21 protein-coding genes are annotated in these 21,309 nt (G+C 46.8%); 15 read left to right on the top strand and 6 right to left on the bottom strand.

The genetic code is table 11. The features are described 5' to 3' along the window. Nucleotides 1-201 precede the first annotated feature (201 nt). Nucleotides 202-969: an alpha/beta fold hydrolase gene (locus DCW36_RS09005; RefSeq protein ID WP_114782208.1), complete on the bottom strand. Its 768-nt coding sequence runs from the start codon at nucleotides 967-969 to the stop codon at nucleotides 202-204. Between the two features lie 112 nt (nucleotides 970-1,081). Further along, nucleotides 1,082-1,795: a pyridoxine 5'-phosphate synthase gene (locus DCW36_RS09010; protein WP_114782209.1), complete on the bottom strand. Its 714-nt coding sequence runs from the start codon at nucleotides 1,793-1,795 to the stop codon at nucleotides 1,082-1,084. Nucleotides 1,796-1,973: 178 nt separating this feature from the next. Here DCW36_RS09010 and DCW36_RS09015 point away from each other — a divergent pair, with 178 nt between their 5' ends. The 14 genes from DCW36_RS09015 (at nucleotide 1,974) to DCW36_RS09080 (ending at nucleotide 15,382) form a co-directional block, all read left to right on the top strand. Then, entirely contained in the window at nucleotides 1,974-2,435 is a 462-nt protein-coding gene (locus DCW36_RS09015) for a GatB/YqeY domain-containing protein (RefSeq protein WP_114782210.1), read from the top strand. 106 nt (nucleotides 2,436-2,541) lie between these two features. Next, nucleotides 2,542-3,060, top strand: coding sequence for a CvpA family protein (locus DCW36_RS09020; RefSeq protein ID WP_114782211.1), 519 nt, complete (start codon nucleotides 2,542-2,544; stop codon nucleotides 3,058-3,060). A gap of 280 nt (nucleotides 3,061-3,340) precedes the next feature. Then, entirely contained in the window at nucleotides 3,341-3,907 is a 567-nt protein-coding gene (locus DCW36_RS09025) for an anthranilate synthase component II (protein ID WP_114782212.1), read from the top strand. A 51-nt stretch (nucleotides 3,908-3,958) separates the two neighbouring features. Further along, nucleotides 3,959-4,735: an alpha/beta fold hydrolase gene (locus DCW36_RS09030; protein ID WP_114782213.1), complete on the top strand. Its 777-nt coding sequence runs from the start codon at nucleotides 3,959-3,961 to the stop codon at nucleotides 4,733-4,735. A gap of 23 nt (nucleotides 4,736-4,758) precedes the next feature. Beyond that, nucleotides 4,759-5,397: a CBS domain-containing protein gene (locus DCW36_RS09035; protein WP_240676106.1), complete on the top strand. Its 639-nt coding sequence runs from the start codon at nucleotides 4,759-4,761 to the stop codon at nucleotides 5,395-5,397. Nucleotides 5,398-5,402: 5 nt separating this feature from the next. Then, nucleotides 5,403-6,815: a POTRA domain-containing protein gene (locus DCW36_RS09040; RefSeq protein ID WP_114782265.1), complete on the top strand. Its 1,413-nt coding sequence runs from the start codon at nucleotides 5,403-5,405 to the stop codon at nucleotides 6,813-6,815. A gap of 14 nt (nucleotides 6,816-6,829) precedes the next feature. Continuing rightward, a complete protein-coding gene (locus tag DCW36_RS09045; RefSeq protein WP_114782215.1) occupies nucleotides 6,830-7,717 on the top strand; it encodes an NAD kinase in 888 nt (295 codons plus the stop codon). Nucleotides 7,718-7,847: 130 nt separating this feature from the next. Continuing rightward, entirely contained in the window at nucleotides 7,848-8,858 is a 1,011-nt protein-coding gene (locus DCW36_RS09050) for a DUF6089 family protein (RefSeq protein WP_114782216.1), read from the top strand. A gap of 89 nt (nucleotides 8,859-8,947) precedes the next feature. Then, a complete protein-coding gene (porG, locus tag DCW36_RS09055) occupies nucleotides 8,948-9,673 on the top strand; it encodes a type IX secretion system protein PorG (RefSeq protein ID WP_240676107.1) in 726 nt (241 codons plus the stop codon). A gap of 58 nt (nucleotides 9,674-9,731) precedes the next feature. Beyond that, nucleotides 9,732-10,475: an isoprenyl transferase gene (locus DCW36_RS09060; RefSeq protein WP_114782218.1), complete on the top strand. Its 744-nt coding sequence runs from the start codon at nucleotides 9,732-9,734 to the stop codon at nucleotides 10,473-10,475. Nucleotides 10,476-10,486: 11 nt separating this feature from the next. Then, on the top strand, nucleotides 10,487-12,967 hold the full coding sequence (gene bamA / locus DCW36_RS09065) for an outer membrane protein assembly factor BamA (RefSeq protein ID WP_114782219.1): 2,481 nt from the start codon (nucleotides 10,487-10,489) through the stop codon (nucleotides 12,965-12,967). A 13-nt stretch (nucleotides 12,968-12,980) separates the two neighbouring features. After that, nucleotides 12,981-13,631, top strand: a complete 651-nt coding sequence (locus DCW36_RS09070; RefSeq protein ID WP_114782220.1) for an OmpH family outer membrane protein — start codon at nucleotides 12,981-12,983, stop codon at nucleotides 13,629-13,631. 36 nt (nucleotides 13,632-13,667) lie between these two features. Further along, entirely contained in the window at nucleotides 13,668-14,273 is a 606-nt protein-coding gene (locus tag DCW36_RS09075; protein ID WP_114782221.1) for an OmpH family outer membrane protein, read from the top strand. A gap of 65 nt (nucleotides 14,274-14,338) precedes the next feature. Beyond that, nucleotides 14,339-15,382 (top strand): RluA family pseudouridine synthase, encoded by a 1,044-nt coding sequence (locus tag DCW36_RS09080; RefSeq protein WP_114782222.1) that lies wholly within the window; start codon nucleotides 14,339-14,341, stop codon nucleotides 15,380-15,382. Nucleotides 15,383-15,450: 68 nt separating this feature from the next. Here the strand turns inward: DCW36_RS09080 and DCW36_RS22550 are convergent, their stop codons facing one another. The 4 genes from DCW36_RS22550 to DCW36_RS09100 form a co-directional block, all read right to left on the bottom strand. Next, a complete protein-coding gene (locus DCW36_RS22550) occupies nucleotides 15,451-15,606 on the bottom strand; it encodes a hypothetical protein (RefSeq protein ID WP_164891082.1) in 156 nt (51 codons plus the stop codon). Between the two features lie 96 nt (nucleotides 15,607-15,702). Beyond that, nucleotides 15,703-17,340 (bottom strand): tetratricopeptide repeat protein, encoded by a 1,638-nt coding sequence (locus tag DCW36_RS09085; RefSeq protein WP_114782223.1) that lies wholly within the window; start codon nucleotides 17,338-17,340, stop codon nucleotides 15,703-15,705. A gap of 45 nt (nucleotides 17,341-17,385) precedes the next feature. Continuing rightward, the gene (locus DCW36_RS09090; protein WP_240676108.1) at nucleotides 17,386-18,336 is read right to left on the bottom strand and encodes a PstS family phosphate ABC transporter substrate-binding protein; all 951 of its coding nucleotides are present in this window, start codon (nucleotides 18,334-18,336) and stop codon (nucleotides 17,386-17,388) included. A 528-nt stretch (nucleotides 18,337-18,864) separates the two neighbouring features. Then, the gene (locus DCW36_RS09100; RefSeq protein ID WP_114782226.1) at nucleotides 18,865-19,668 is read right to left on the bottom strand and encodes a phosphatase PAP2 family protein; all 804 of its coding nucleotides are present in this window, start codon (nucleotides 19,666-19,668) and stop codon (nucleotides 18,865-18,867) included. A gap of 292 nt (nucleotides 19,669-19,960) precedes the next feature. Between DCW36_RS09100 and metK the strand changes: the two genes are divergently transcribed. Next, nucleotides 19,961-21,265, top strand: a complete 1,305-nt coding sequence (gene metK, locus DCW36_RS09105) for a methionine adenosyltransferase (protein WP_114782227.1) — start codon at nucleotides 19,961-19,963, stop codon at nucleotides 21,263-21,265. Nucleotides 21,266-21,309 lie beyond the last annotated feature (44 nt).

A 21,309-nucleotide genomic window follows, 5' to 3' on the forward strand; every position in this document is an offset into this window, starting at 1 on the left:
GAAAAAAAGGAAAAGCTGCCGCTACTGGTGTGATGGTGGCGACAGCTTTTCTTTGGTTCAGATTGCACATCCGACGGCTCTGTTAAAACGGGATTCCAAATCCCGTCAAGCAAATTTTCTTTGGGGCGGATTGCAGATTATTGGGAATCAGAAAGTTTTTTTCAATGATTGGGTACCCGTAAAGGGTACCCCTACCAGGACCTAAACCGACAGGAAGCGGGTAACCAGGTCGTACATCTGGTCGGGGGCTTCGGCGTGTACCCAATGGCCTGCGCCTGGTATGGTTTCTATTTCAACCTGCGTGAAGAGGTGTTCGATGCTGGTGTAGAGGTCTTCGGGCAAAATGTACCTGGACCTGCCGCCTTTGATGAACAAGGTGTCTTTTTTAAAAGGTACATCAGCCGTGATGGCAGCACTGATGTTATCGTAATTTTTCTGGAGCGCGTCCAGGTTCATGCGCCAGCCATAAGTGTTGTTTTCTTTGCGGTACACGTTCTTCAGCAGGAACAGGCGCACTTCCTGGTCTTCAATTTTCTGTGCCAGCTGATCCTCAATCTCTTTCCGGCTGGTCGCTGTCTCTAAATTTACAGACTGCAGGGCGTCCAGGATCTCGTCGTGGTGCGGGGGGTAGGCTTTGGGGGCAATGTCTACCACAATCAGTTTGGTGAGGCGGGTCGGGTACTTGAGCGCGAATTTCATGGCTACTTTTCCTCCCATAGAATGCCCCATAATGGCGGGCGTAGGAATTTGCAGGTCCTCTATCAGCTCCAGCACGTCATCAGCCATTACATCGTAATCGTGCTCGTCGGCATGCGGAGAGCGGCCGTGGTTGCGCAGGTCTACCAGGAAGATGTTGAAGTTTTCGGCCAGGCGTTTGGCCAGCGTTTGCCAGTTATCGAGGGTGCCGAACAGACCGTGCAGTATCAGCAGCGGTTTGCCGTGGCCCATTTCTTTATAGTTTAATTTCATGCGTTCAGCGTAACAGTTGTCAGAATTTGATTGTATCGTGAAAATAGTAACCCGCGTTGAGCAGCAGAGGGTGTGGTGGCAGCTGCAGCAAACAATTCAGGGCCCAAACCAGCTATTTCAGCTGGCGCAGGTAAAGCTGAATGGTGTTTTCAAGCCCAAAATACAGGGCATCGCAGATAAGGGCATGACCGATACTTACTTCCTCCAGCCCCGGCAGGTTATCTTTTAAATACTTCAGGTTGTCGAGGTCCAGGTCGTGACCGGCATTCAGGCCGAGGCCGTATTCCTGTGCCTTTAGGGCCGCTTTTACATAAGGCGCAATGGCTGCTTCGCGGTTGTGGTGGTAGCCGGTGGCGTAGGCCTCGGTGTAAAGCTCAATGCGGTCGGTGCCTACAAGAGCAGCACCTTCAACCTGCTTCTCAACCGGGTCCAGGAAGATGGAGGTCCGGATGCCGAGTTCTTGCAGCTCCAGGATCACGTCGGTCAGGAAGTCTTTGTGTTTCAATGTATCCCAGCCGGCGTTGGAGGTGATGGCATCGGGTGCGTCGGGTACGAGCGTGGCCTGTGCCGGTTTTACATCCTTTACCAGCTTCAGAAAGTCGGGTGTCGGGTTGCCTTCGATGTTGAATTCCGTTGTCACCACTTCCTTCAGGTCGTATACATCGCGGTAGCGGATGTGGCGCTCGTCGGGACGCGGGTGAACCGTGATGCCCTGTGCCCCAAACCGCTCGCAATCTTTGGCAGCCTGCACAACATTTGGCCGGTCGCCACCACGGGCGTTACGAAGCGTGGCAATTTTGTTTATATTTACACTCAGTTTGGTCATAAAAGTACGTGTTGTGGCCAAGTTGCCGGTTTAATACTTACTGTTAATACGGGTTGACTAAATTAATGTAAAATTATAAAAGTATTAAATCTATGCTATTCGCTATATTAACGTATAAGTAGCACAGCTGGCTAAGCTACAGCAAATCAGAGTTAAAAAAACAACCATCGATAAAGCTATGACTTTAAAAGAAAGAGTAGAAGCCGACATAAAACAGGCTATGTTGGCGAAGGATAAGCCACGTTTGCAGGCACTAAGAGCGATTAAGTCGCAGATATTATTAGCAGAAACTGAAAAAGGAGGAGCAGAAGGTCTTTCGGAAGAGGCCGAAATCAAGCTTCTCACCAAAGCCGCCAAGCAACGCCGCGAATCGGCCGATATTTATGCCAAACAGCAGCGCCCCGATCTGGAGCAGGTGGAGCTGGAAGAACTGGCCATAATAGAGCAGTACCTGCCGGCGCAGCTGGATGAAGGCGATCTGCGGGTGCGCTTACTGGAAATTATCAAGCGTGTGGGCGCCACCGGTCCTTCCGACTTAGGCAAGGTAATGGGCGTGGCTTCCAGGGAACTGGCAGGGCAGGCCGATGGTCGGGCTATTTCGAATGCTGTCGGCGCTTTGCTGAATAACACCGATTTCTAGGGCCGCTGGCATTCAACCCTTACCGGATTGACTGCGCATAAAATTTATCTTATCTTTGGAGGCAGGAATGGCATCAGGAGCTGTTTCTGCCTTAATTTTTACTATCTTGAGCACATTCGATATTTTTTTAGCGCTGCCCATTCTGTATGGTGCATATAAAGGTTTCCGGAAAGGCTTGCTGCTGGAACTGGTATCGCTGGTGGCTTTTGTAGTGGCATTGTTAGCCGGGCTGAAGCTGCTGAACACGGCTCTGCCGGTGATGCGGGAGTACATTGGCGATGCCGGTGGATTGCTGCCTTACGTTACTTTCCTGATTGTCTTTATCGGTATCATCATCGGCATCCACCTGGCCGGCAAGTTCCTGAAAACGGTACTGGATTTCACGCCATTCGGTTTTTTCGATAATTTCCTGGGCGGTGTACTCGGAGCACTCAAATGGTGCTTCGCACTTAGCCTGCTGCTCTATGTTTCCGGTATGGCAGGTGTTGCTATCTCTCCGGATAAAGCAGGCGATTCCTTTATTTACCCGGTTATCCTGAAAACCACGCCCTATGCCTTAGGTACCTTGGGGTACGTGCTGCCTTTTGCCAAAGCGCTGCTATCTACCCTGAAGGCGCATTTTTAATGTGCTAATGCTATAATGTGCTGATGTGCTAATGGTGAAACTGAGGCAGGCCGTCTTGTGGAACAGGAAAGGTGGTTCGTTAGCAAATTAGTTTGCTGCACCAGCCACCACAGCCTCTGCTCCTCTGACCATGGTAGTGATGGCATGATGCGTGTGATTTCACATTACCCCTCCAGCCATGTAACTATTCCCCAATAGCACATTAGCACATTGTCATATTAACACATTAACACATTAACCAATCAGCACATTAGCACATTAGAAAATTAGCACATTAAAAATGCTTCTCCTGCTCGATAATTTCGATTCGTTTACCTACAACCTGGTGGATTATTTTGCGCAGGCAGGGGTAGAGCCGCATGTGGTCCGGAACGATGTGCAGCTGGAGGAGCTGAAGAAACTGCCGGTAAAAGCTATTGTGCTGTCGCCGGGGCCGGGGGCGCCGCAGCAGGCGGGTTGCCTGATGGAGGTAATACAGGAGTACCACGAGCAGGTGCCGATGTTGGGTATTTGCCTGGGGCACCAGGCCTTGGGCGCTTTTTTCGGGGCAAAGCTGGAAAAAGGGCTGCGGCCCATGCACGGGAAAGTGTCAGAAATTACCTGCCTGCCTGATCCTGTTTTCAGCGGGTTGCCGGAAAAAATGAACGTGGTGCGGTATCATTCGCTGGTGTTGCAGCACACGCCTCCTGCCATTATTCCGCTGGCCCATACAAGCGAAGGAGAGCTGATGGCATTCCGGCACAAAGACTTGCCCCTGTATGCGCTACAATTCCACCCGGAAGCTGCACTTACCACTTATGGTTTACGTATGCTTTGTAATTGGCTTACTATTGCTAATATTGCATAACTAAATCTGTATTCTAAAAAATACGTTTCTCTAATTTGTTTCTCACACCACATGAATTTACAGGTCAGACAAGAAGGCGAGTTTAAGTACATAGACGAAGGAGAAGGCGAGGTTTTGCTGCTTTTACACGGATTGTTCGGTGCTTTAAGTAACTGGCAGGGCGTTGTAAATTATTTCTCCAAAGACTATCGCGTGGTTATCCCCCTGATGCCCATCTATGAAATGGCATTGCACAAAGCGGGTGTGCCCGGACTTGTTTCTTTTGTGGAAGATTTTGTTAACTTTAAAAAATTAGCCGATCTGACTTTGCTTGGTAATTCGTTGGGCGGGCATGTCGGACTGGTATTTACCCTCAACAACCCCGATAAGGTGAAACGCCTGGTGCTCACTGGTAGCTCCGGTCTGTTTGAAGATTCCATGGGAGGGTCGTTCCCGAAGCGGGGCAACTACGGCTATGTAAAAGAGCGGGTAGAGTATACGTTTTATGAAGCCCAGACTGCTACCAAAGAGCTGGTAGACGAAGTGTTTAACATTACCAACAGCAATTCTAAATGCCTGCGCATCATTTCAATTGCTAAGTCGGCACAGCGCCACAACCTGGCAAAAGATGTTACAAACATACAGGTGCCAACTTTGTTAATATGGGGACTGAACGATACGATTACACCGCCCCTTGTAGCGCATGAATTTAACAGGCTGATCAGGAACTCGGAGCTGTTTTTTATTGATAAGTGCGGACATGCGCCGATGATGGAACATCCGGAGAAGTTTAACAGTATCTTAGAGAAGTTTTTAGTTAAAACAAAAGCAGCAGCAAAAGCCACATGATTGCAGAAGAGCTCATAAACCAAATGATTCCGCCATTGAAGGTGTACGATACCGTAGACAAAGCCTTACGATGGATGGATGAATTTCGTGTGAACGAGCTTGCCGTGTCCAAGAACCGTAAATACATAGGCTTAGCCACCGAAACCAACCTGATCGAATTAGAAGACAGGGGGCTTACGCTGGAGAACGTTAAACTGGAGTTTCAGGATGTGTTTGTGATGCACTACCAGCACTTCTATGATGTAATGGAGGCGGCCATCAAAAATAAAATACAGGTGGTGCCCGTGCTCGACGAGGTGCACGAATTTATTGGCATTATCACGATCAACGATACACTGGCTGCTTTTGGCCAGATGTCGGCGCTGCAGGGGCAGGGCAGTATACTGGTGCTGTCTATGCCCGAGCGGGACTACTCCCTTAGCCAGGTCAGCCGCCTGATAGAGGAAGAAAACGTAAAAATTCTCAGTGCTTATGTTTCGCCCGACGAGCTGGACCCCTATAAAATAAAGCTGACTCTGAAACTTAATGCCACCGATCTTACCCGCATTATTGCCACATTAGAACGGTTTGAGTATCGTATTACCGCCCAGTTTCATGACAGCTCCAGCTTTGATATGGGCAAAGAACGGTTGGATATGTTGTTTAAGTACCTGGATATTTAGTGCTTATGCCGGTAATTTTCCAGCGTTACTTTTTTTTAACCGCCTTTTTTTCTGCTGTTCTCACCATAGTCTCTGGTGCTGTGCAGGCAGCCCCCTGCGATGCCGATTCCCTGGTTGTTTCCTCCATCAATTTTTCCGGCAACGAAACCACCAAAGAGAGTGTCCTGCTGTATGAGCTTGATTTCAGAGCCGGCGACACCCTGGCCCGCGAAAACCTGGAGCAACGACTGGAAGAAAACCGGAAACGGCTGCTGAACCTGCGCCTGTTCCTGGAAGTAAATGTCAGCTACAACTGCAGCGATAATAAGATAGCCGTGCTTTTTACCCTGCAGGAGCGGTTTTATATTTATCCCAACCTGATATTCGATTTTGCCGACCGAAACCTGAGTGCGTGGCTGGAGAAAAAAGACCTGAGGCGTTTGGATTATGGCGTGACGCTGGTCAGGAAGAATTTCAGGGGACGGAACGAAGAGGTGCGGCTACGGCTGCAGCATGGCTTTAACCGTCGGCTGGAGTTGTCTTATAAAGTGCCCTATATCAGCAGGAAATACAAACTGGGGATGGAGTTTAGCGTTGCCAGTTACAAAAGCCACACCATCAACTACAACACAATAGAAAATACGCAGCGCTTTTTTCTGCAGGAAGAGGGGTTCCCTATTAAAAGACAAGGCATAGCTGCAGGTATCATACACAGGCAGAGTGTAGAGCGCCAGGAAGGATTCAGGTTTGCCTACCAGGAGGAGGAAATATCTGATTCAGCGTTTTTCCTGAACCCGGATTATTTCAGAAATAACCTGCGGGAGCGGCACTCGCTTCGGTTTGAGCTTTTTAAAGCAGTTAACTTACGTAATAACTTTGCTTATCCCCTGTCAGGCAGCTATTTTGATGCAGTGCTGGGGCAAGCTTTTTTTGTAAGCGATACAGGAAAGCCCTTTACCATACTGCGTTCCAAATATGTAAACTACCAAAGCCTGGGGAATAAATTTTATTATGCGATAGGGGCAGAAGGGCAGGTCAGGTTTTCTGAGCAGCATGCATTTGCAGATAATGTTGCCTTGGGCTACAGGTCGCTTGTCCGCGGCTACGAGCTTTATGTGGCAGGCGGGCAGTATTACGGGCTTCTGAAGCAGGGGCTGACCAGGGAATTGTTTAAAATTTCAGGCATCCGGCTAAAGCCTATCAAAAGTGCGAAGTTTAATAAAATTCCGATTGCTATGTACTTCAACGTATTTGCCGATGCAGGTTATGTGCGCGATCATGTTTATGAGGATACTAACTCGTTTACCAATACGCTTTTAGCAGGAGGAGGAGTGGGGTTGCACCTGGTTTCTTTCTACGACATGGTATTGCGGCTGGAGTATACGGTTAACCGGCATGGCGACAGAGGGTTTTATTTCAGTACCGGATTTCCATTTTAATATTTGATTTGTATATGAGAATAGCTATACTTGGGAAACCTTTTACAAGCGATACAGCACCATTTATTCAGCTGCTGTTTGATGAGCTCATGCACCGCTCATCCGAACTGTTTGTGGTAGAGTATTTTAAGCAATACCTGAGTAATACGATCAATCTCCCGACAGGTGTGCAGTCCTTCAGCCGCAGCGATAAACTTACCGGCATTGATGTGGTGCTGAGTATAGGTGGCGACGGAACCTTGCTGGATACGGTGACGTATGTAGGGGCTCAGGAAATACCTGTACTTGGAATCAACACCGGGCGGCTCGGGTTCCTGGCAACCATCCCGCACGATAGCATCAGCACGGCGCTCGATGCTCTTTTTAAGGGACGTTATACCCTGGACAGCCGGGCACTGATCCGGGTCGATTCTGAGCTGGATATTTTTGGCGGGGTGAATTTTGGCTTGAATGAATTCAGCGTACTGAAACGCGATTCATCCTCCATGATTGTGGTACACACGTATATCGACGGAGAATATTTAAATTCCTATTGGGCAGATGGTTTGGTTGTAGCAACGCCTACAGGCTCTACCGGGTATTCCCTGAGTTGTGGCGGGCCCTTGGTGCTTCCGCAGACAAACAATTTCATTATCTCTCCCGTATGCCCTCATAACCTCAACGTGAGGCCAATGATTGTGTCCGATAAAAGTATAATTTCTTTTGAAGTAGAAGGGCGTAGTACCAGTTTTCTTGCCTCTCTTGACTCAAGATCGGTGGCGGTAGATATGAATGTGCAGCTGGCCGTTCGTAGAGAAAGTTTTGCTGCTCACCTGGTTAAGTTGCATCATGTGAACTTTTTATCTACGCTTCGGAACAAGCTGAACTGGGGGCTTGATAAAAGAAATACCTTTGCGAAATGATTTTATATTTTATATTTGGAATATTATTTCCTTTCTAAATTTTTTGTGCTTATTTTTGTTTTGCTTTAAAATCTAACTAAATAGGGCTTTAATACAGAAGTAGCTTTTGATTGTTATATTATTTACTTGTATGAAAAACATAACTACCCTTATCTCTTTGTTTGTGCTCATTCTTCTAATAGGGGTGCTGGATGCAGAAGCGCAACGTTTTACCAGGAGACAGAAGTATAATTCCGTTGGTGTTAGTGTAAATGCCTCAAACTATTTTGGCGACATTACACCACAGCCGGATTTTACCAGCCTGGCAAGTAATGCAACCCGTCCAAGTGTTGGCATCAACTTTACCCGCCGCTTACATCCAAGAGTTTCAGGGCGAGTAGGTTTCATGTGGGCTCGTATAGCCGGCGATGATGCCAAGAGTGCTTCTCAGAACGAGGCAGAGAACTTTGGCCGTTACAGACGTAATCTGTCTTTCCGGAACGATGTAAAAGAGCTAAGTGCAGTTGCTATAGTTGATCTTTTTGAAAACAGACGTTCGCCACGTCTTCGCCCGGATTTTGTTCCTTATGCATTTGCAGGTGTGGCGCTGTTGCATCATAACCCAAAGGCGTACTACGAAAATGGAGACCATGGTAGAGCTGTTGGTGGTATTGCTGATGAATTTGATATTCCAACAGGATGGTATGCGCTGCAGCCATTGGGTACAGAAGGACAATATACCAATGCAGACGGAGCTCCGGATCCTTATAAAAGAGTGCAGATTGCTATTCCATTTGGTCTGGGTGTAAGATACAAGCTTGGCCGTTTCTGGGACCTGAGCCTGGAAGTTGGCTGGAGAAAAACGTTCACGGATTACCTGGATGATGTTAGTACCGCTTATGTAAATAAGGATGCGATAAGAACTGGTGGTGGCGCAAATCCAACAGCTGCTGCTTTGTTATCCGACAGGAGTGGTGAAGGACCATTTGTTAACGAGTACAGAGTTACTCCGAATGGCGCTCCTTACTATAGCATTCCTGGATACGGTACTCCAGAAAACCAGACCCGTGGCCACAGAACCGATGACGACTGGTATATTACTACAGGCCTGACATTGAGCTATATCCTTAATAATGCTCCGAGAAGACCTAAATTTAGATAATAGAATGAGCAACTTTGCGTTGTTCATCTAAACTCTAGCTTTTTTACATGACCTCTAAGAATTTTAAGCAGGCACTCTTTATTTGTTTTATGCTACAAATAAAGAGTGCTTTTTTTTGCAGCAACTTATTTGCGCAAGGCGCGGTTACAACCAGCGAGTTAGGCTTTGGTATTGGCGGGGCCAATTACACAGGTGAACTTGCTCCTGAATACAGGTTCCTGAACAATCAGCCTGCGCTTACGGTATTTTACCGCAGGGATTTTACGGCGCCTATCACCTTGCGTGCAGGCATGTTTGGTAGCCACCGTATCGTGAATGACAATACAATAGGCGACCACTCCTACAATTTGCCGCTGCCAAACTACCGCCAGGCAGAAATGCGGCTCAGCCTGCTGGAACTTTCGGGGGTTGTGGAATATAATTTCCTGGATTATTACGATCCTGCGCAGGCAGTCAGGTTTTCTCCGTACTTCTTTTTAGGGCTTGCAGGTACTTTCTATAATGTACAAACACGGTTTGATAATGCTGCTCTGAAAAATAGTTTAGAAGAGCCCTATCGGACAACGCTGACATTTGCCATCCCGATAGGGGTAGGAATAAAATATGGCTTAAGCAAACATTGGAACCTGGGGGTAGAGTTTGGAGCCAGAAAATTGCTTAATGACAGAATTGATAACCTGCGCGGGCAGGACAAAAGAATCTCAAATCCCTTCGATAAAGATTGGTACTACTACAACGGTATTAGTCTCTCCTATACTTTCTACAAAATTAACTGTCCTCCGGTTTACAGGCTGAAGCCTGGTCTTTTAGATTAGCAGTATAAAATTCATATAATTGACTTGCTTTTTGTAACTTGCAAGGAAAATTGAATGAATGAATTTAAGGGAAAAAGTTGATGCAGGCAATTTGCCCAGGCACATTGCCGTTATTATGGACGGCAATGGGCGGTGGGCCAAGCAAAAAGGTGGCTTACGCATTTTTGGTCATCAAAGTGCTATAACTGCTGTCAGAGAGACCGTTGAAGCTGCAGCTGAGTTGGGCGTGGAGTACCTGACACTTTATGCTTTTTCTACTGAAAACTGGTCCAGACCTGCCCTGGAAGTGTCGGCGCTGATGCAACTGCTCGTTTCAACCATCCGGAAAGAAACAGCCACGCTGAACAAAAATAACATACGGCTTCAGACTATCGGCGATACCAACAGTCTTCCGGCATCCTGCCAGAAAGAACTACGCGAAGCCATCGAGATTACAAAGGATAATACACGCATGACGCTTGTGCTGGCTTTGAGTTACAGTGGCCGCTGGGATATTACCCAGGCCGCTCAAAGGCTGGCAATGGACGTTGCAAAAGGTGTTGTAGCTGCGTCGGATGTGACAGAAAAATCGTTTGAGCAGTACCTTTCAACAGCAGGAATGCCTGACCCGGAACTGTTGGTAAGAACAAGCGGCGAACAGCGTATCAGTAATTTCCTGTTGTGGCAGTTAGCTTATACCGAGTTTTATATAACCGATCTGCTTTGGCCGGATTTCAGGAAAGAGCATCTGTACGAGGCAATAATTTCTTTCCAGCAAAGAGAACGCCGCTTCGGTAAGACAAGTGAACAATTAATTAAGTAAAAATATTATTAATGACGAAATATGTCTGGGTGCTTGTATTGCTGTTAATTGCAGGCACTGCTTCGGCTCAAATACCCAATACGCTTCAGCAGAATAATAAAATTGATTATTCGCTGCCACAACAATATGAGATTGGAGGTATCACGGTAAGTGGTACTAATTATTTAGATCCCACAGCGCTTATTTCAGTTTCAGGCCTGAAGGTCGGCGATAAAATAACTGTTCCGGGTGATGAGATAAGCAGGGCTATCCAGAAGCTTTGGGAGATGGGTGTTGCGGGTGATATCGAAGTATTTGCCTCCCGTATCGAAGGAAATAAAATCTTCCTGAACATTAGTATCAAGGACCGGCCACGCCTCTCCAGGTTCAATTTTACAGGCATTAACAAAAGCCAGCGCGATGCGCTGGAAAAAAAGATTTCGTTAGCCCGGGGTAAGGTTGTAACAGATGCAGTGCTTAACAGCACGCGCAATGCTATCCGGAAGCACTTTAATGAGAAAAGCTACCTGAACGCAAAAGTAAATATTACACAGCGGCCGGACTCTGTGCTGCCTAACAGTGTGGTATTAAATATACATGTAGACAAAGGCGATAAAGTTAAGATCTCTGAAATAACTTTTGAAGGCAACGAAGCTTTTGAAGACAAGAAGCTCCGCCGTCAGCTGAAAAAGACCAAAGAGAAAAAGCCGCTCAAAATTTTCACCTCTTCCAAATTTGTTCGCTCTGACTACGAAAATGATAAGCAACTACTGATCGACTTCTATAACAGGGAGGGCTACCGGGATGCTGTCATTGTTTCTGATTCTGTTTACAAAACAGAAGAGGACAGGTTGGGAATACGCATAACGGTTGATGAAGGCGACCGCTATTACTTCAGGAACATTACCTGGACCGGTAATTACCTTTACGAAGATGCCTATTTATCGAAAGTGCTTGGCCTATCTAAAGGAGATGTTTATAACCGCGAAGAACTGGAAAAACGCTTAACCTATAATCCGACAACGGGTATAGATGTTTCGGCGCTTTACCAGAACGACGGCTACCTGTTCTCCAACATCGAGCCTGTGGAAATCAAAGTGGAGGGCGATTCGATCGACCTGGAAATGCGTGTGACGGAAGGCCCTCAGGCTACCATTAACAAGATTATTATCACCGGAAACGATAAGACCAGCGACCATGTAATCTTGCGGGAGGTTCGGACGCTGCCGGGGCAGAAGTACAGCCGCGACGATTTAATCCGGACGAGAAACGAGTTGGCTAATTTGGGCTACTTCGACCAGGAACAAATTGGGTTGGTTCCGGAGCCAAATCCGGAAGCCGGTACCGTGGATATTCGCTATAGTGTAGTGGAACGTGCCAACGACCAGATTAGCTTATCCGGTGGTTGGGGTGGAGCCATTGGTGCCGTGGGTACTGTAGGCCTTACATTAAATAACTTCTCTACCCGAAAATTCTTCGACTTATCGCAGTGGAGGCCGATTCCGAGTGGCGACGGACAGCGTTTGTCGCTCAATGTGCAGGCAAACGGAAAATATTACCAGTCTTACTCGCTGTCTTTCACGGAGCCCTGGTTGGGAGGACGCAAAGCAAACTCCTTCTCAGTAAGCTTGTTTAAAACACTAAGAAGAATACCTGGAAGTGACCAGGACAGCCGCCTGAATGTAGATGGTGTAACAGTTGGCTTAGGCCGAAGGTTAAACTGGCCAGACAACTTCTTCCTGATGAACCACTCGCTGTCTTACAACAGGTACAGGCTGAACAATTACGCTTTATTCAGTGATTTCAGTAACGGCGATTCCCATAGCATCTCGTTCATAAATACGCTGGCCCGTAACAGTGTGGATAATCCCCTGTTCCCGAGAAGAGGTTCTTCCTTATCGCTTAATGTAAACCTGACGCCGCCTTATTCGCTTTTCACAGAGAAGAAAAATAACTACGAATTTGTGGAATTCCACAAGTGGATGTTCGATGCTTCTTACTTTATAAATCTGGCAGGGAATTTGGTACTAAACACGAGAGCACACTTTGGCTTTATCGGTAACTATAGTGCTGATGCTACTCCCGGACCTTTTGAACGTTTTAAACTGGGTGGTTCCGGTCTGGCTGGCGGCAACATATTTGTAGGTACAGAATATATAGGCTTGCGTGGCTACGAAGATGAATCGGTGGTGAATGATGCAAACCCGACGCTACGATCTGCCGGTGGAATTGCTTTCAACAAAATTGTGATCGAACCACGTTACCTGATATCTCCGAACCCTGCCGCTACCATTTATGGCCTGGCATTTCTGGAAGCAGGTAACAGCTTTGGCTCGTTCGAAAATTACAACCCGTTTAAATTGTACCGCTCGGCAGGCCTGGGTGCCCGTATTTTTATGGCGCAGTTCGGGTTGTTAGGGTTTGATTATGGCTGGCGATTAGATACCATTCCAGGGCGTCCGAATGATAAGCGGGGCATGTTCCACTTTATCATCGGGCAGCAAATTCGCTAAAAAAGGAATTTGTATGAATAAATTTTTGTTTGCACTAGTAATAAGCGTCTTGCTGTGTCATGTTTCGATGGCACAGAAGTTCGGCTATATCGATTCAAATTATATCCTGAAAAGTATGCCTGCCTACAGCAAGGCAGAGCAGGAGTTGAATAAATATACCGAAGCATGGCAGAAAGAAATTGAAGACATGCACAAGCAAGTGGAAACCCTGAAGCAGGAATACAGAGCGGAAGAGGTGCTGCTGACGGAAGAAATGAAGCAGAAGCGCCAGAGCGAGTTGGCCAAAAAAGAAGCAGAAGTGCGGGATTACCAGCGCAAAGTTTTTGGTTACGAAGGGATAATGTTCAAGCGCAGGCAGGAGCTGATTCGCCCGATACAGGATGAAATTTTTACAGCAGTAGAAAAAGTTGCCAAGGCCAAAGGCTTACAAATCGTGTTTGATAAATCTGGTGACCTGGTGATGATTTATACGAACCCCGTGCACGATTATACGGAGTATGTGCTGGAAGAATTAGGCCTTGCAGGCGAAGGACAGGGGGGAGCAAAAAACAGAACGGGCACAGTAGTTGATCCTACTGATTCGTTGCCTCAGGTTGGCGATGATGGTAATACAGGTACAAATGAAAACCAGTCGCCTGCTAAGCCTGCGCCAAAAAGGAAGTAAAACAACAATCTTTAATACAAATAAATCAATTAACCAATGATGAACAAAATCAAAACATTAGTTGCAGCATTCATGCTAATCAGCTTTGCATCTTTTGCACAGTCTGGTGACCAGCCAATAAAGATTGGTTACACGAATGTGGAGTATATCCTGATGCAGATGCCGGAAAGCAGACAAATAGAATCTGAACTTAAAACAACCAGTACTCAGTACGAGAACCAGTTGAAGCAAAAGTATGCAGATTACGAAGCTAAAATGCAGGCTTATGAAAAAGGTGCTGCTACAATGGATAAAGTAGTGCGTGCCGACAAGGAAAAAGAACTAATGGATCTTCAGAATTCTATCCAGGAGATGCAGCGTAATGCACAGGCTTCTTTGCAGCAGAGAGAAAAATCGCTGGTAGATCCGGTTATCGACAGAATCGACAAAGCTATCAAAGATGTAGCCAAAGAGAATGGTTATACTTACGTAATCAGCAACCAGGCGCTGCTTGCCGGTCCGGAAGATGGCGATATTTCGCCGCTTGTGCTGAAAAAGCTTGGTGTTGATCCATCTAAAGCTACCGCAGAGCAACCTGCAGCTGCCAAGCCAGCACCTAAGCCTGCTATATCACCTTCCAAAACTACTCCGAAGAAGAAGTAAGAATTTTTATAGAATAGAGTAATGAGAGCCGTTGTGTAAACTTCGGCTTTCTTTTTTTGTAGTACATGATAGAAGAAAGAGCCGTGATAGATCCTAATGAGTTGGAGACTGCCGAAGACTCAGACGAACTTTATGAACACCACCGGATTGTAGTTGATAAAAGACAAGCCCTGTTGCGTGTTGATAAATTCCTGATGGACCGTTTGCCAAACGTAACACGCAACAAACTTCAGAATGCTATTCGCACAGAGTCTATTCAGGTAAACCAGAAGCCTGTAAAGGTAAGTTACAAGGTTAAGCCTTCCGATATAATAACTATTACGCTGCCTGAACCCCCGCGCGACACGGATGTTGTTCCGGAAGATATCCCGTTAAACATTGTATATGAAGATGACGAACTGCTGCTGGTAAACAAGCCGGCGGGCATGGTGGTGCATCCGGCATACAACAACTGGACGGGTACGCTGGTAAACGGCCTCACGTATCATCTGCAAAATTTGCCAACTACCCGGAATGGTGCCGGCAGGCCAGGCCTGGTGCATCGCATTGATAAAGATACTTCCGGCCTTTTAGTGATAGCTAAAACCGAGTACAGCATGGCCTACCTGGCCAAGCAGTTTTACGACCACACCATAGAACGAACCTATTATGCGCTTGTGTGGGGAGTACCCAAAGAGAGCACCGGAACCATAGTGGGACACGTAGGCAGGAGCCCTAAGGATCGCAGGGTGATGACGGTATATCCGAATGGCGAATACGGCAAACATGCCGTAACCCACTACAAAGTCCTGAAAACTTTTACCTACGTGTCGTTGATTCAGTGCAACCTGGAGACAGGGCGTACGCACCAGATACGGGCGCACATGAAATACCTGGGGCACCCGCTCTTTTCAGATGCTACCTACGGAGGCGACAAAATTCTATTCGGCACCCCGAATGGCTCCTACAAAGCATTCGTGGAAAATGCCTTCAAACTGATGCCGCGTCAGGCGCTGCATGCGAAATCGCTAGGCTTTGTGCACCCGTTAACAAAAGAATTTATGCAGTTTGATTCTGCGTTGCCTGAAGACTTTAGCCTCGTGCTGGAAAAGTGGGCGCATTATGAGTAACAACACTCGAACCTGCTTTTGATTCTGCCATAGTAACAGAGGAACAGTAGCAGTGGCTATGGTGGCTGCTACAGCAGAATGTTGCTGCCTGCATAATATCCGGAATAGGTAGCTAGAAGCTTCTTAGTATGAACCACCGGCTTAGCTGCACCTGCCACCACAGCCGCTGCTGCCAGGAATTGTGGTAAAAGAAGTGGAATAAAGTGCTCTGCTGCTGCCACCATAGCCTTAGCTCCTGCTAAAAGAATAAAGCGAAGTATATAAAAAAGAGAAGGCCTGCTCAAACGAACAGGCCTTCTCTTTTTTATGGCTGCTTAAGGCTATTTCTTTTTACCCTTGGCAGGAGTTTTTTCAAGTTGTTTTAACGCAATTTTAGCGTTCTCATTTTCCGGGTCAAGCGCTAACACTTGTTTCCAGTACTTAATCGAGTTGTCATTCTCATTTTTTACCAGGTAGTAATACGCCAGGTAAGAGTAAGCCTGCACAAGTTCGTTCTTGAATTTCACGGAGTCAGATTCTGCCAGCTTGATAAACTCTTCAAAGTGTGGCTTGGCAAGTCCTTGCTCACTTTCCGGATCGAGGCTGGCATTAGCATAAGCTCTCCAAAGGTGACCATACGGATAAGTAGGGCCGGCTTTGGTAATATTGGCATAGGCTGAATCAGCTTTTGCATAATCACCTGCCATCATATTTATCTGGCCAATGTAGTAAAAGTCTTCCGGCGACTCCTCTACATTTGCACGCTTTCTGTCGTACACTTCAAGCGCCTTGTCGAACTGTTGTTCGGTTGCATACAGGTTTGCAAGGTCTGCATAGCGTGCAACAAGGTCTTTCTTAGCTGCTTCAGTAGCTGGTTCCACTAATTTACCATCCATTTCAAGCGCCTTCTCCATGTTTTCGATGGCTTTGGCATTTTGCTTGTTCTTGCTCAGGATTTTGCCATAATACTCATAGTCCTTGGCAAGGATCTTACTTGTGTCCACCTTGGTAAAATAGGTTTCCATGGCCTTGAGCGCTTGTTCCGGCTGGTTAAGCTCGAAGTAGGCATAAGCGCGTAAACGGTTCATGGTAGGGTTATTCGGATCTGTCTTCAGCACTTCCTCTGCTTCGGCCAGTGTACCTTTAAAATCTTTGGTCTTGTACAGGAAGGCAGCATATTTGGCCCGGGTTTCCGGAGTTTTTTCAGCCAGATCTAAATACTTCTTAAAAGTGGATACAGCCTCGTCGTATTTACCCATATAGAAATAAAGCTCACCCAGGTCGTGGTAGGCGGGGGCATAGTTCGGATTAATGGCTATTACCTTTTTAAATTCCTCTTCTGCTGTATTGTAGATGCGGGAGCTGGTATTTAACTGGCCCAGCTTAAAGTGAGCAGTGGCATAATTGCTGTCTACACCAATGGCTTGCTCATAGTTGGTCATGGCTTTGCCATACTCTTTTTGTTTCTGGTAAGCATCGCCGAGCACTACAAACGCCATCGGGTTTTTATAGTTATCCCGCTCCAGGGCCTTTTGTGCATACTCAATCGCCTTGGTCATGTCTTTTTCGTCAGACTGCACATAGGCTTCGGCAATCATGGTTAACACATAAGGATCTTTGGATTTGCTTCTTTTCAGCGCCTGCTCAAAATGTTTTTCGGCGGCAGCTTTGTTGCCTTTCGCAAGTTCCAGTTTGCCCAACCCAACCATGTTAATGGCTGACTTAGAGTCTTTTGCTAATGCCTGGTTAAAATAATAAGCAGCAGAGTCAGTTTTTCCTGTTCTCAGGTAAATATCGCCAAGCGCAAAGTAAGCGTCCTCGGCATTTTTATCGTTTAACCGTGACTTATAAATTGATTTAGCTTCCTGATATCGTTCCAGTTCAACTGCTGTCCGGCCTGCGTCTGCATTTTGAGCTACAGCAGCTGCTGAAGGAAACGCTATTGCCATCAGAAGGATATACTTCCAGTTTTTGGTCATCTTATTTAAATTTAATTTATTATTGTTTTGGATAAAGTTAATTACTTAGTTATTTCTCATTCCTACTACACGCACCGGCATGGTAGCCGGAACCAATCCGGACTTCAGGAAAATGCGTTGTCCCTGATCCCCAGCGATAAACGATGCAAACCCTGTGCCAAGTCCTGTGCGCCCTTCTGTGCTTATTATATAAAGGTATCTGCGTAACGGATAAGTTCCTTGTGCAATATAAGCCTGGTACGGCTGATAATAATCATCTTTTGATGCAGGTGCAGGATCTGTGCTGATTCCTACTACTTTTATCTTGTTCAGGAACACCTGAGCCGTAGAATCGTCGCGGTCGCTGATCCAGTTCACGCCAAGTACGCCAATAGCATTTTCATTTTCCGACACATAATCGATCAGCGCCTGATGCGAGTTGCTGGCATAGGTGTTTTTGGGGAGTGGCTGCCCGGCCAGCAGCGAGTCTTTAACGAAGCGTGCCGTACCTGAATTGTTGTTGTCGAAAACGATGGTCAGGTTCTTTATAGTATTCTGGCTGCTGATTTTATTCCAGTCGGTAATTTCTCCGCTGAAAATAGCTTTAACCTGCTCCAGTGTCAGCAAGGTGTCCGGGTTGTTGCGGTTAACAATCAGGGCTACCGCATCGATGGCGAGTTTGGTAACTCTCGGGATGATCTTCTTTTTTTCGAAATATTCTTTTTCCTGGGCATTCAGATCCCTGGACACGACGGCAACTTTTATACTGTCGCTGAGCAGGTCGTTGAACACTGCGCCTTCTGCTTTATACAGCGGGTCCAGGTCGGCATATTTGTAAATCCCTTCGAAGGTGCTGATCTGGCTCTCCAGTATGGGCTGAAACGATTCGTCAATACTGATTTTGATATTTCCGGTTGTAGGGGTGTCTGTAGGAGCATCGGGGTTGCTGCAGCCTGCCACAGCAAGTAAGCTGAAGGCAAAAGCTAAAAAACGTCCTGTTTTATTCATTTGTGCCATTCTGTTTTGACTTTTGTTTGTAAGCTCTCACAAATCTAACTACGCCGTATAAAATAAGGATACCACCCAACAAGTATTTTATGTTCTGCGGAATGTCGAGGTTCATTTGTTCCTCATCGGCAAAAATAATAAAGATGCCTAACCCCACATATATTAATGTCATAAGCATGCTAAAGTAATACACAAATTTACGGAGGAAGGGCGCCTGCTTTTCTCTTCTGGGGTTTTGCATACTTAATGTGTTAGCCTAAAGTTCATTTTTTAAAAATAGTTTTTAAAATTTTAAAAAAAAAGCTGCGCCTGATTACTTTTTTTATGTAATCAGGCGCAGCTTTATAAAAATGATATCTGTAGGGAGACTTTCGCCCCGATAGCGGACTAAGTAACAAGCCTTTGTTCAGACTTACCAGTATTGTTTAATGCAGTGGTCAGCCTTTCGGCCCCTTTTTATATGTGTTGAAAAATGTTCTTTCGGCAGAAGGCGCTGCTCCCGGAACAGGAGCAGGCATTTGTAGGGCACTACCAGCGCTAGAAGTTGTAAACAAGTAAAGCGCCGTTATAATCCGGTGCCGAAACAGGTACCAGGCTTATATTGTACTTGTTGCTCTTTTTATGAAGCTGCGGCACAAGTATACCGGCGCCGGCGCCTATTGCATAGCCCAGCAGGTTGTCGCTCAGAAAGTGCTTTCCGGCTTTTAACCTCAGGTAACCCACACCGGCTGGTATGGCTGCAGCGGCTGCCCAAATGTAAGGCCGTGCCTCTGAGTCGGGGTTAAAATCATGAAACACTTTGGCCACAAAAAAGGTGGCGCTTGCAGTAGCTGCCGTGTGGCCGGCATAAAAGGAGTTTGTGGCATTACCACGTATTTTTTCGTGTAGTGGCGTGTTTTCGCCATAGGCAAGCGGGCGCAGGCGCTTAACATTGCCGTTCGTCATCGTAAAAAGTGCGCCTGTTACTGCCATCGTCTCAATGTAGAGCACCATCATCTGACCTGCCTTGCTGCGGACATTTTCGTTCAGTACCAGTAAGAGCGGTAATCCAAAGGAACCATAAAAAGGGTAGTCGCTGATCTTTTTCGCATCCGGGTCAAAGTTGCCTGCCGCGAAGCGGTCGAAGCCGTTTACATCCTCTTTCCGAAGGTTCATCGCTTCCTCCTGCGAAATACCATCTTTGTCCTGCATTAGCTTTAACCCCAGGTAACTTAATCCTGATCCCACAGCAATAACAGGCCCATCTACTAGAAGGCTGGTTTTATAGGGAGAGTCGTCCTGTGCATAAGCGCCGTTTGCCACCATGCCCAGGAAGAAAAATAAAAGTATCTTGGCTTTCATATATCGGTTCATTAGAATAAAGTTGTTTATTGCTGTGAAACGGAGGTGTATTTGAAAGGTTTCCAGCAGCCGTTTTTCAGGATGGCAGCAGCAGTTGCTTTTCAGGTGCAGATAAATTTCCAGGTGGCTGTTTCACAATCTTTTATTTCGTGTAAAATGCCTGTGCTTCTGCATATCTGTACACTGGGCCCGGGAAGAAATGTTTTAAGTGTGGCATAATTGTTTTAGCTTTGCAGTTGCTGTTTCACAGGCTAGCAGCTCTTTTTACGTTTTACTTTAACCCGACTATACAATGCCATATTTATTTACCTCTGAGTCTGTTTCGGAGGGTCACCCGGACAAGGTGGCGGATCAGATATCCGATGCGCTGCTCGATGAGTTTCTAAAGCAGGATCCGCAGTCTAAAGTTGCTTGCGAAACCCTTGTTACCACTGGTTTGGTGGTGTTGAGTGGCGAAGTAAAAAGCGAGTCCTATGTTGATGTACAGAAGGTGACCCGGGAGGTTATCAAACGGATCGGCTATACCAAGTCGGAATATAAGTTTGATGCGGAAGCCTGTGGCATTATCTCGGCTATTCACGAGCAATCCAGCGACATTAACCAGGGGGTTGAGCGCAAGAACCCGGAAGAACAGGGAGCAGGCGACCAGGGGATGATGTTTGGCTATGCTACAAACGAAACAGACAACTACATGCCGCTGGCGCTCAGCATCTCGCACCTGTTGCTGCAGGAGCTGGCAACCATCCGCAAAGAAGGACAGGAAATGACGTACCTGCGCCCGGATGCCAAATCGCAGGTGACCATCCGCTACAGCGACACCCACGTGCCTGAAAAGGTAGAGACCATTGTTATATCAACCCAGCACGATGAGTTTGTGCTGCCCGAAACCGACAGCCCGGAGGCAAGACAGCAGGCCGAGGATAAAATGGTGAAGCAGATTACCGATGATATTACGAATGTGCTGATACCCCGCGTGCTTTCCAAACTGCCGGAGCGCACCCGCAGGCTATTCAGCAACGATATTATTTACCACATCAACCCAACCGGGAAATTTGTAATTGGTGGCCCGCATGGCGACACCGGCCTGACAGGTCGTAAGATCATCATCGATACCTATGGTGGCAAAGGCGCGCACGGGGGTGGTGCTTTCTCCGGTAAAGACTCTTCTAAGGTAGACCGTTCTGCAGCTTACGCGGCCCGTCATATTGCCAAAAACATGGTAGCAGCCGGAGTAGCCGATCAGGTGCTGGTGCAGGTGGCCTATGCTATTGGTGTGGCAGAACCGGTGGGTATGTATGTAACCACCTATGGCTCTACCAAAGTCAAAGATGCCAGCGGCAATATTATGAGCGACGGCGAAATTGCCGAGAAAGTACACCAGCTGTTTGATATGCGGCCTTATGCCATTGTAAAGCGTTTTGGCCTGCAGAACCCTATCTTCTCCGAAACAGCTGCTTACGGGCACATGGGCAGAACACCTGGCGTAAAACAAGTGGAAATAGTGCGAAACGGCCAGAAAGAGCTGAAGGAATTCGAAACGTTTACATGGGAGAAACTCGACCACGTGGATAAAATCAAGGAGGTCTTTGGTCTGTAACAGGCATCAAGACAGTTAAACAAAAACGGCTTGCTGGAAACAGC

Source organism: Botryobacter ruber (genome assembly GCF_003347595.2).
Taxonomy (GTDB): domain Bacteria; phylum Bacteroidota; class Bacteroidia; order Cytophagales; family Hymenobacteraceae; genus Pontibacter; species Pontibacter ruber_A.

Excerpts from the sequence above, each read along its gene's own strand:
- DCW36_RS09005 (WP_114782208.1), bottom strand. The coding sequence starts at position 969 with ATGAAATTAAACTATAAAGAAATGGGCCACGGCAAACCGCTGCTGATA.
- DCW36_RS09010 (WP_114782209.1), bottom strand. The coding sequence starts at position 1,795 with ATGACCAAACTGAGTGTAAATATAAACAAAATTGCCACGCTTCGTAAC.
- DCW36_RS09015 (WP_114782210.1), top strand. The coding sequence starts at position 1,974 with ATGACTTTAAAAGAAAGAGTAGAAGCCGACATAAAACAGGCTATGTTG.
- DCW36_RS09025 (WP_114782212.1), top strand. The coding sequence starts at position 3,341 with ATGCTTCTCCTGCTCGATAATTTCGATTCGTTTACCTACAACCTGGTG.
- DCW36_RS09030 (WP_114782213.1), top strand. The coding sequence starts at position 3,959 with ATGAATTTACAGGTCAGACAAGAAGGCGAGTTTAAGTACATAGACGAA.
- DCW36_RS09035 (WP_240676106.1), top strand. The coding sequence starts at position 4,759 with ATGATTCCGCCATTGAAGGTGTACGATACCGTAGACAAAGCCTTACGA.
- DCW36_RS09040 (WP_114782265.1), top strand. The coding sequence starts at position 5,403 with ATGCCGGTAATTTTCCAGCGTTACTTTTTTTTAACCGCCTTTTTTTCT.
- DCW36_RS09045 (WP_114782215.1), top strand. The coding sequence starts at position 6,830 with ATGAGAATAGCTATACTTGGGAAACCTTTTACAAGCGATACAGCACCA.
- DCW36_RS09050 (WP_114782216.1), top strand. The coding sequence starts at position 7,848 with ATGAAAAACATAACTACCCTTATCTCTTTGTTTGTGCTCATTCTTCTA.
- porG (WP_240676107.1), top strand. The coding sequence starts at position 8,948 with ATGCTACAAATAAAGAGTGCTTTTTTTTGCAGCAACTTATTTGCGCAA.
- DCW36_RS09060 (WP_114782218.1), top strand. The coding sequence starts at position 9,732 with ATGAATTTAAGGGAAAAAGTTGATGCAGGCAATTTGCCCAGGCACATT.
- bamA (WP_114782219.1), top strand. The coding sequence starts at position 10,487 with ATGACGAAATATGTCTGGGTGCTTGTATTGCTGTTAATTGCAGGCACT.
- DCW36_RS09070 (WP_114782220.1), top strand. The coding sequence starts at position 12,981 with ATGAATAAATTTTTGTTTGCACTAGTAATAAGCGTCTTGCTGTGTCAT.
- DCW36_RS09075 (WP_114782221.1), top strand. The coding sequence starts at position 13,668 with ATGATGAACAAAATCAAAACATTAGTTGCAGCATTCATGCTAATCAGC.
- DCW36_RS09080 (WP_114782222.1), top strand. The coding sequence starts at position 14,339 with ATGATAGAAGAAAGAGCCGTGATAGATCCTAATGAGTTGGAGACTGCC.
- DCW36_RS22550 (WP_164891082.1), bottom strand. The coding sequence starts at position 15,606 with ATGGTGGCAGCAGCAGAGCACTTTATTCCACTTCTTTTACCACAATTC.
- DCW36_RS09085 (WP_114782223.1), bottom strand. The coding sequence starts at position 17,340 with ATGACCAAAAACTGGAAGTATATCCTTCTGATGGCAATAGCGTTTCCT.
- DCW36_RS09090 (WP_240676108.1), bottom strand. The coding sequence starts at position 18,336 with ATGGCACAAATGAATAAAACAGGACGTTTTTTAGCTTTTGCCTTCAGC.
- DCW36_RS09100 (WP_114782226.1), bottom strand. The coding sequence starts at position 19,668 with ATGAAAGCCAAGATACTTTTATTTTTCTTCCTGGGCATGGTGGCAAAC.
- metK (WP_114782227.1), top strand. The coding sequence starts at position 19,961 with ATGCCATATTTATTTACCTCTGAGTCTGTTTCGGAGGGTCACCCGGAC.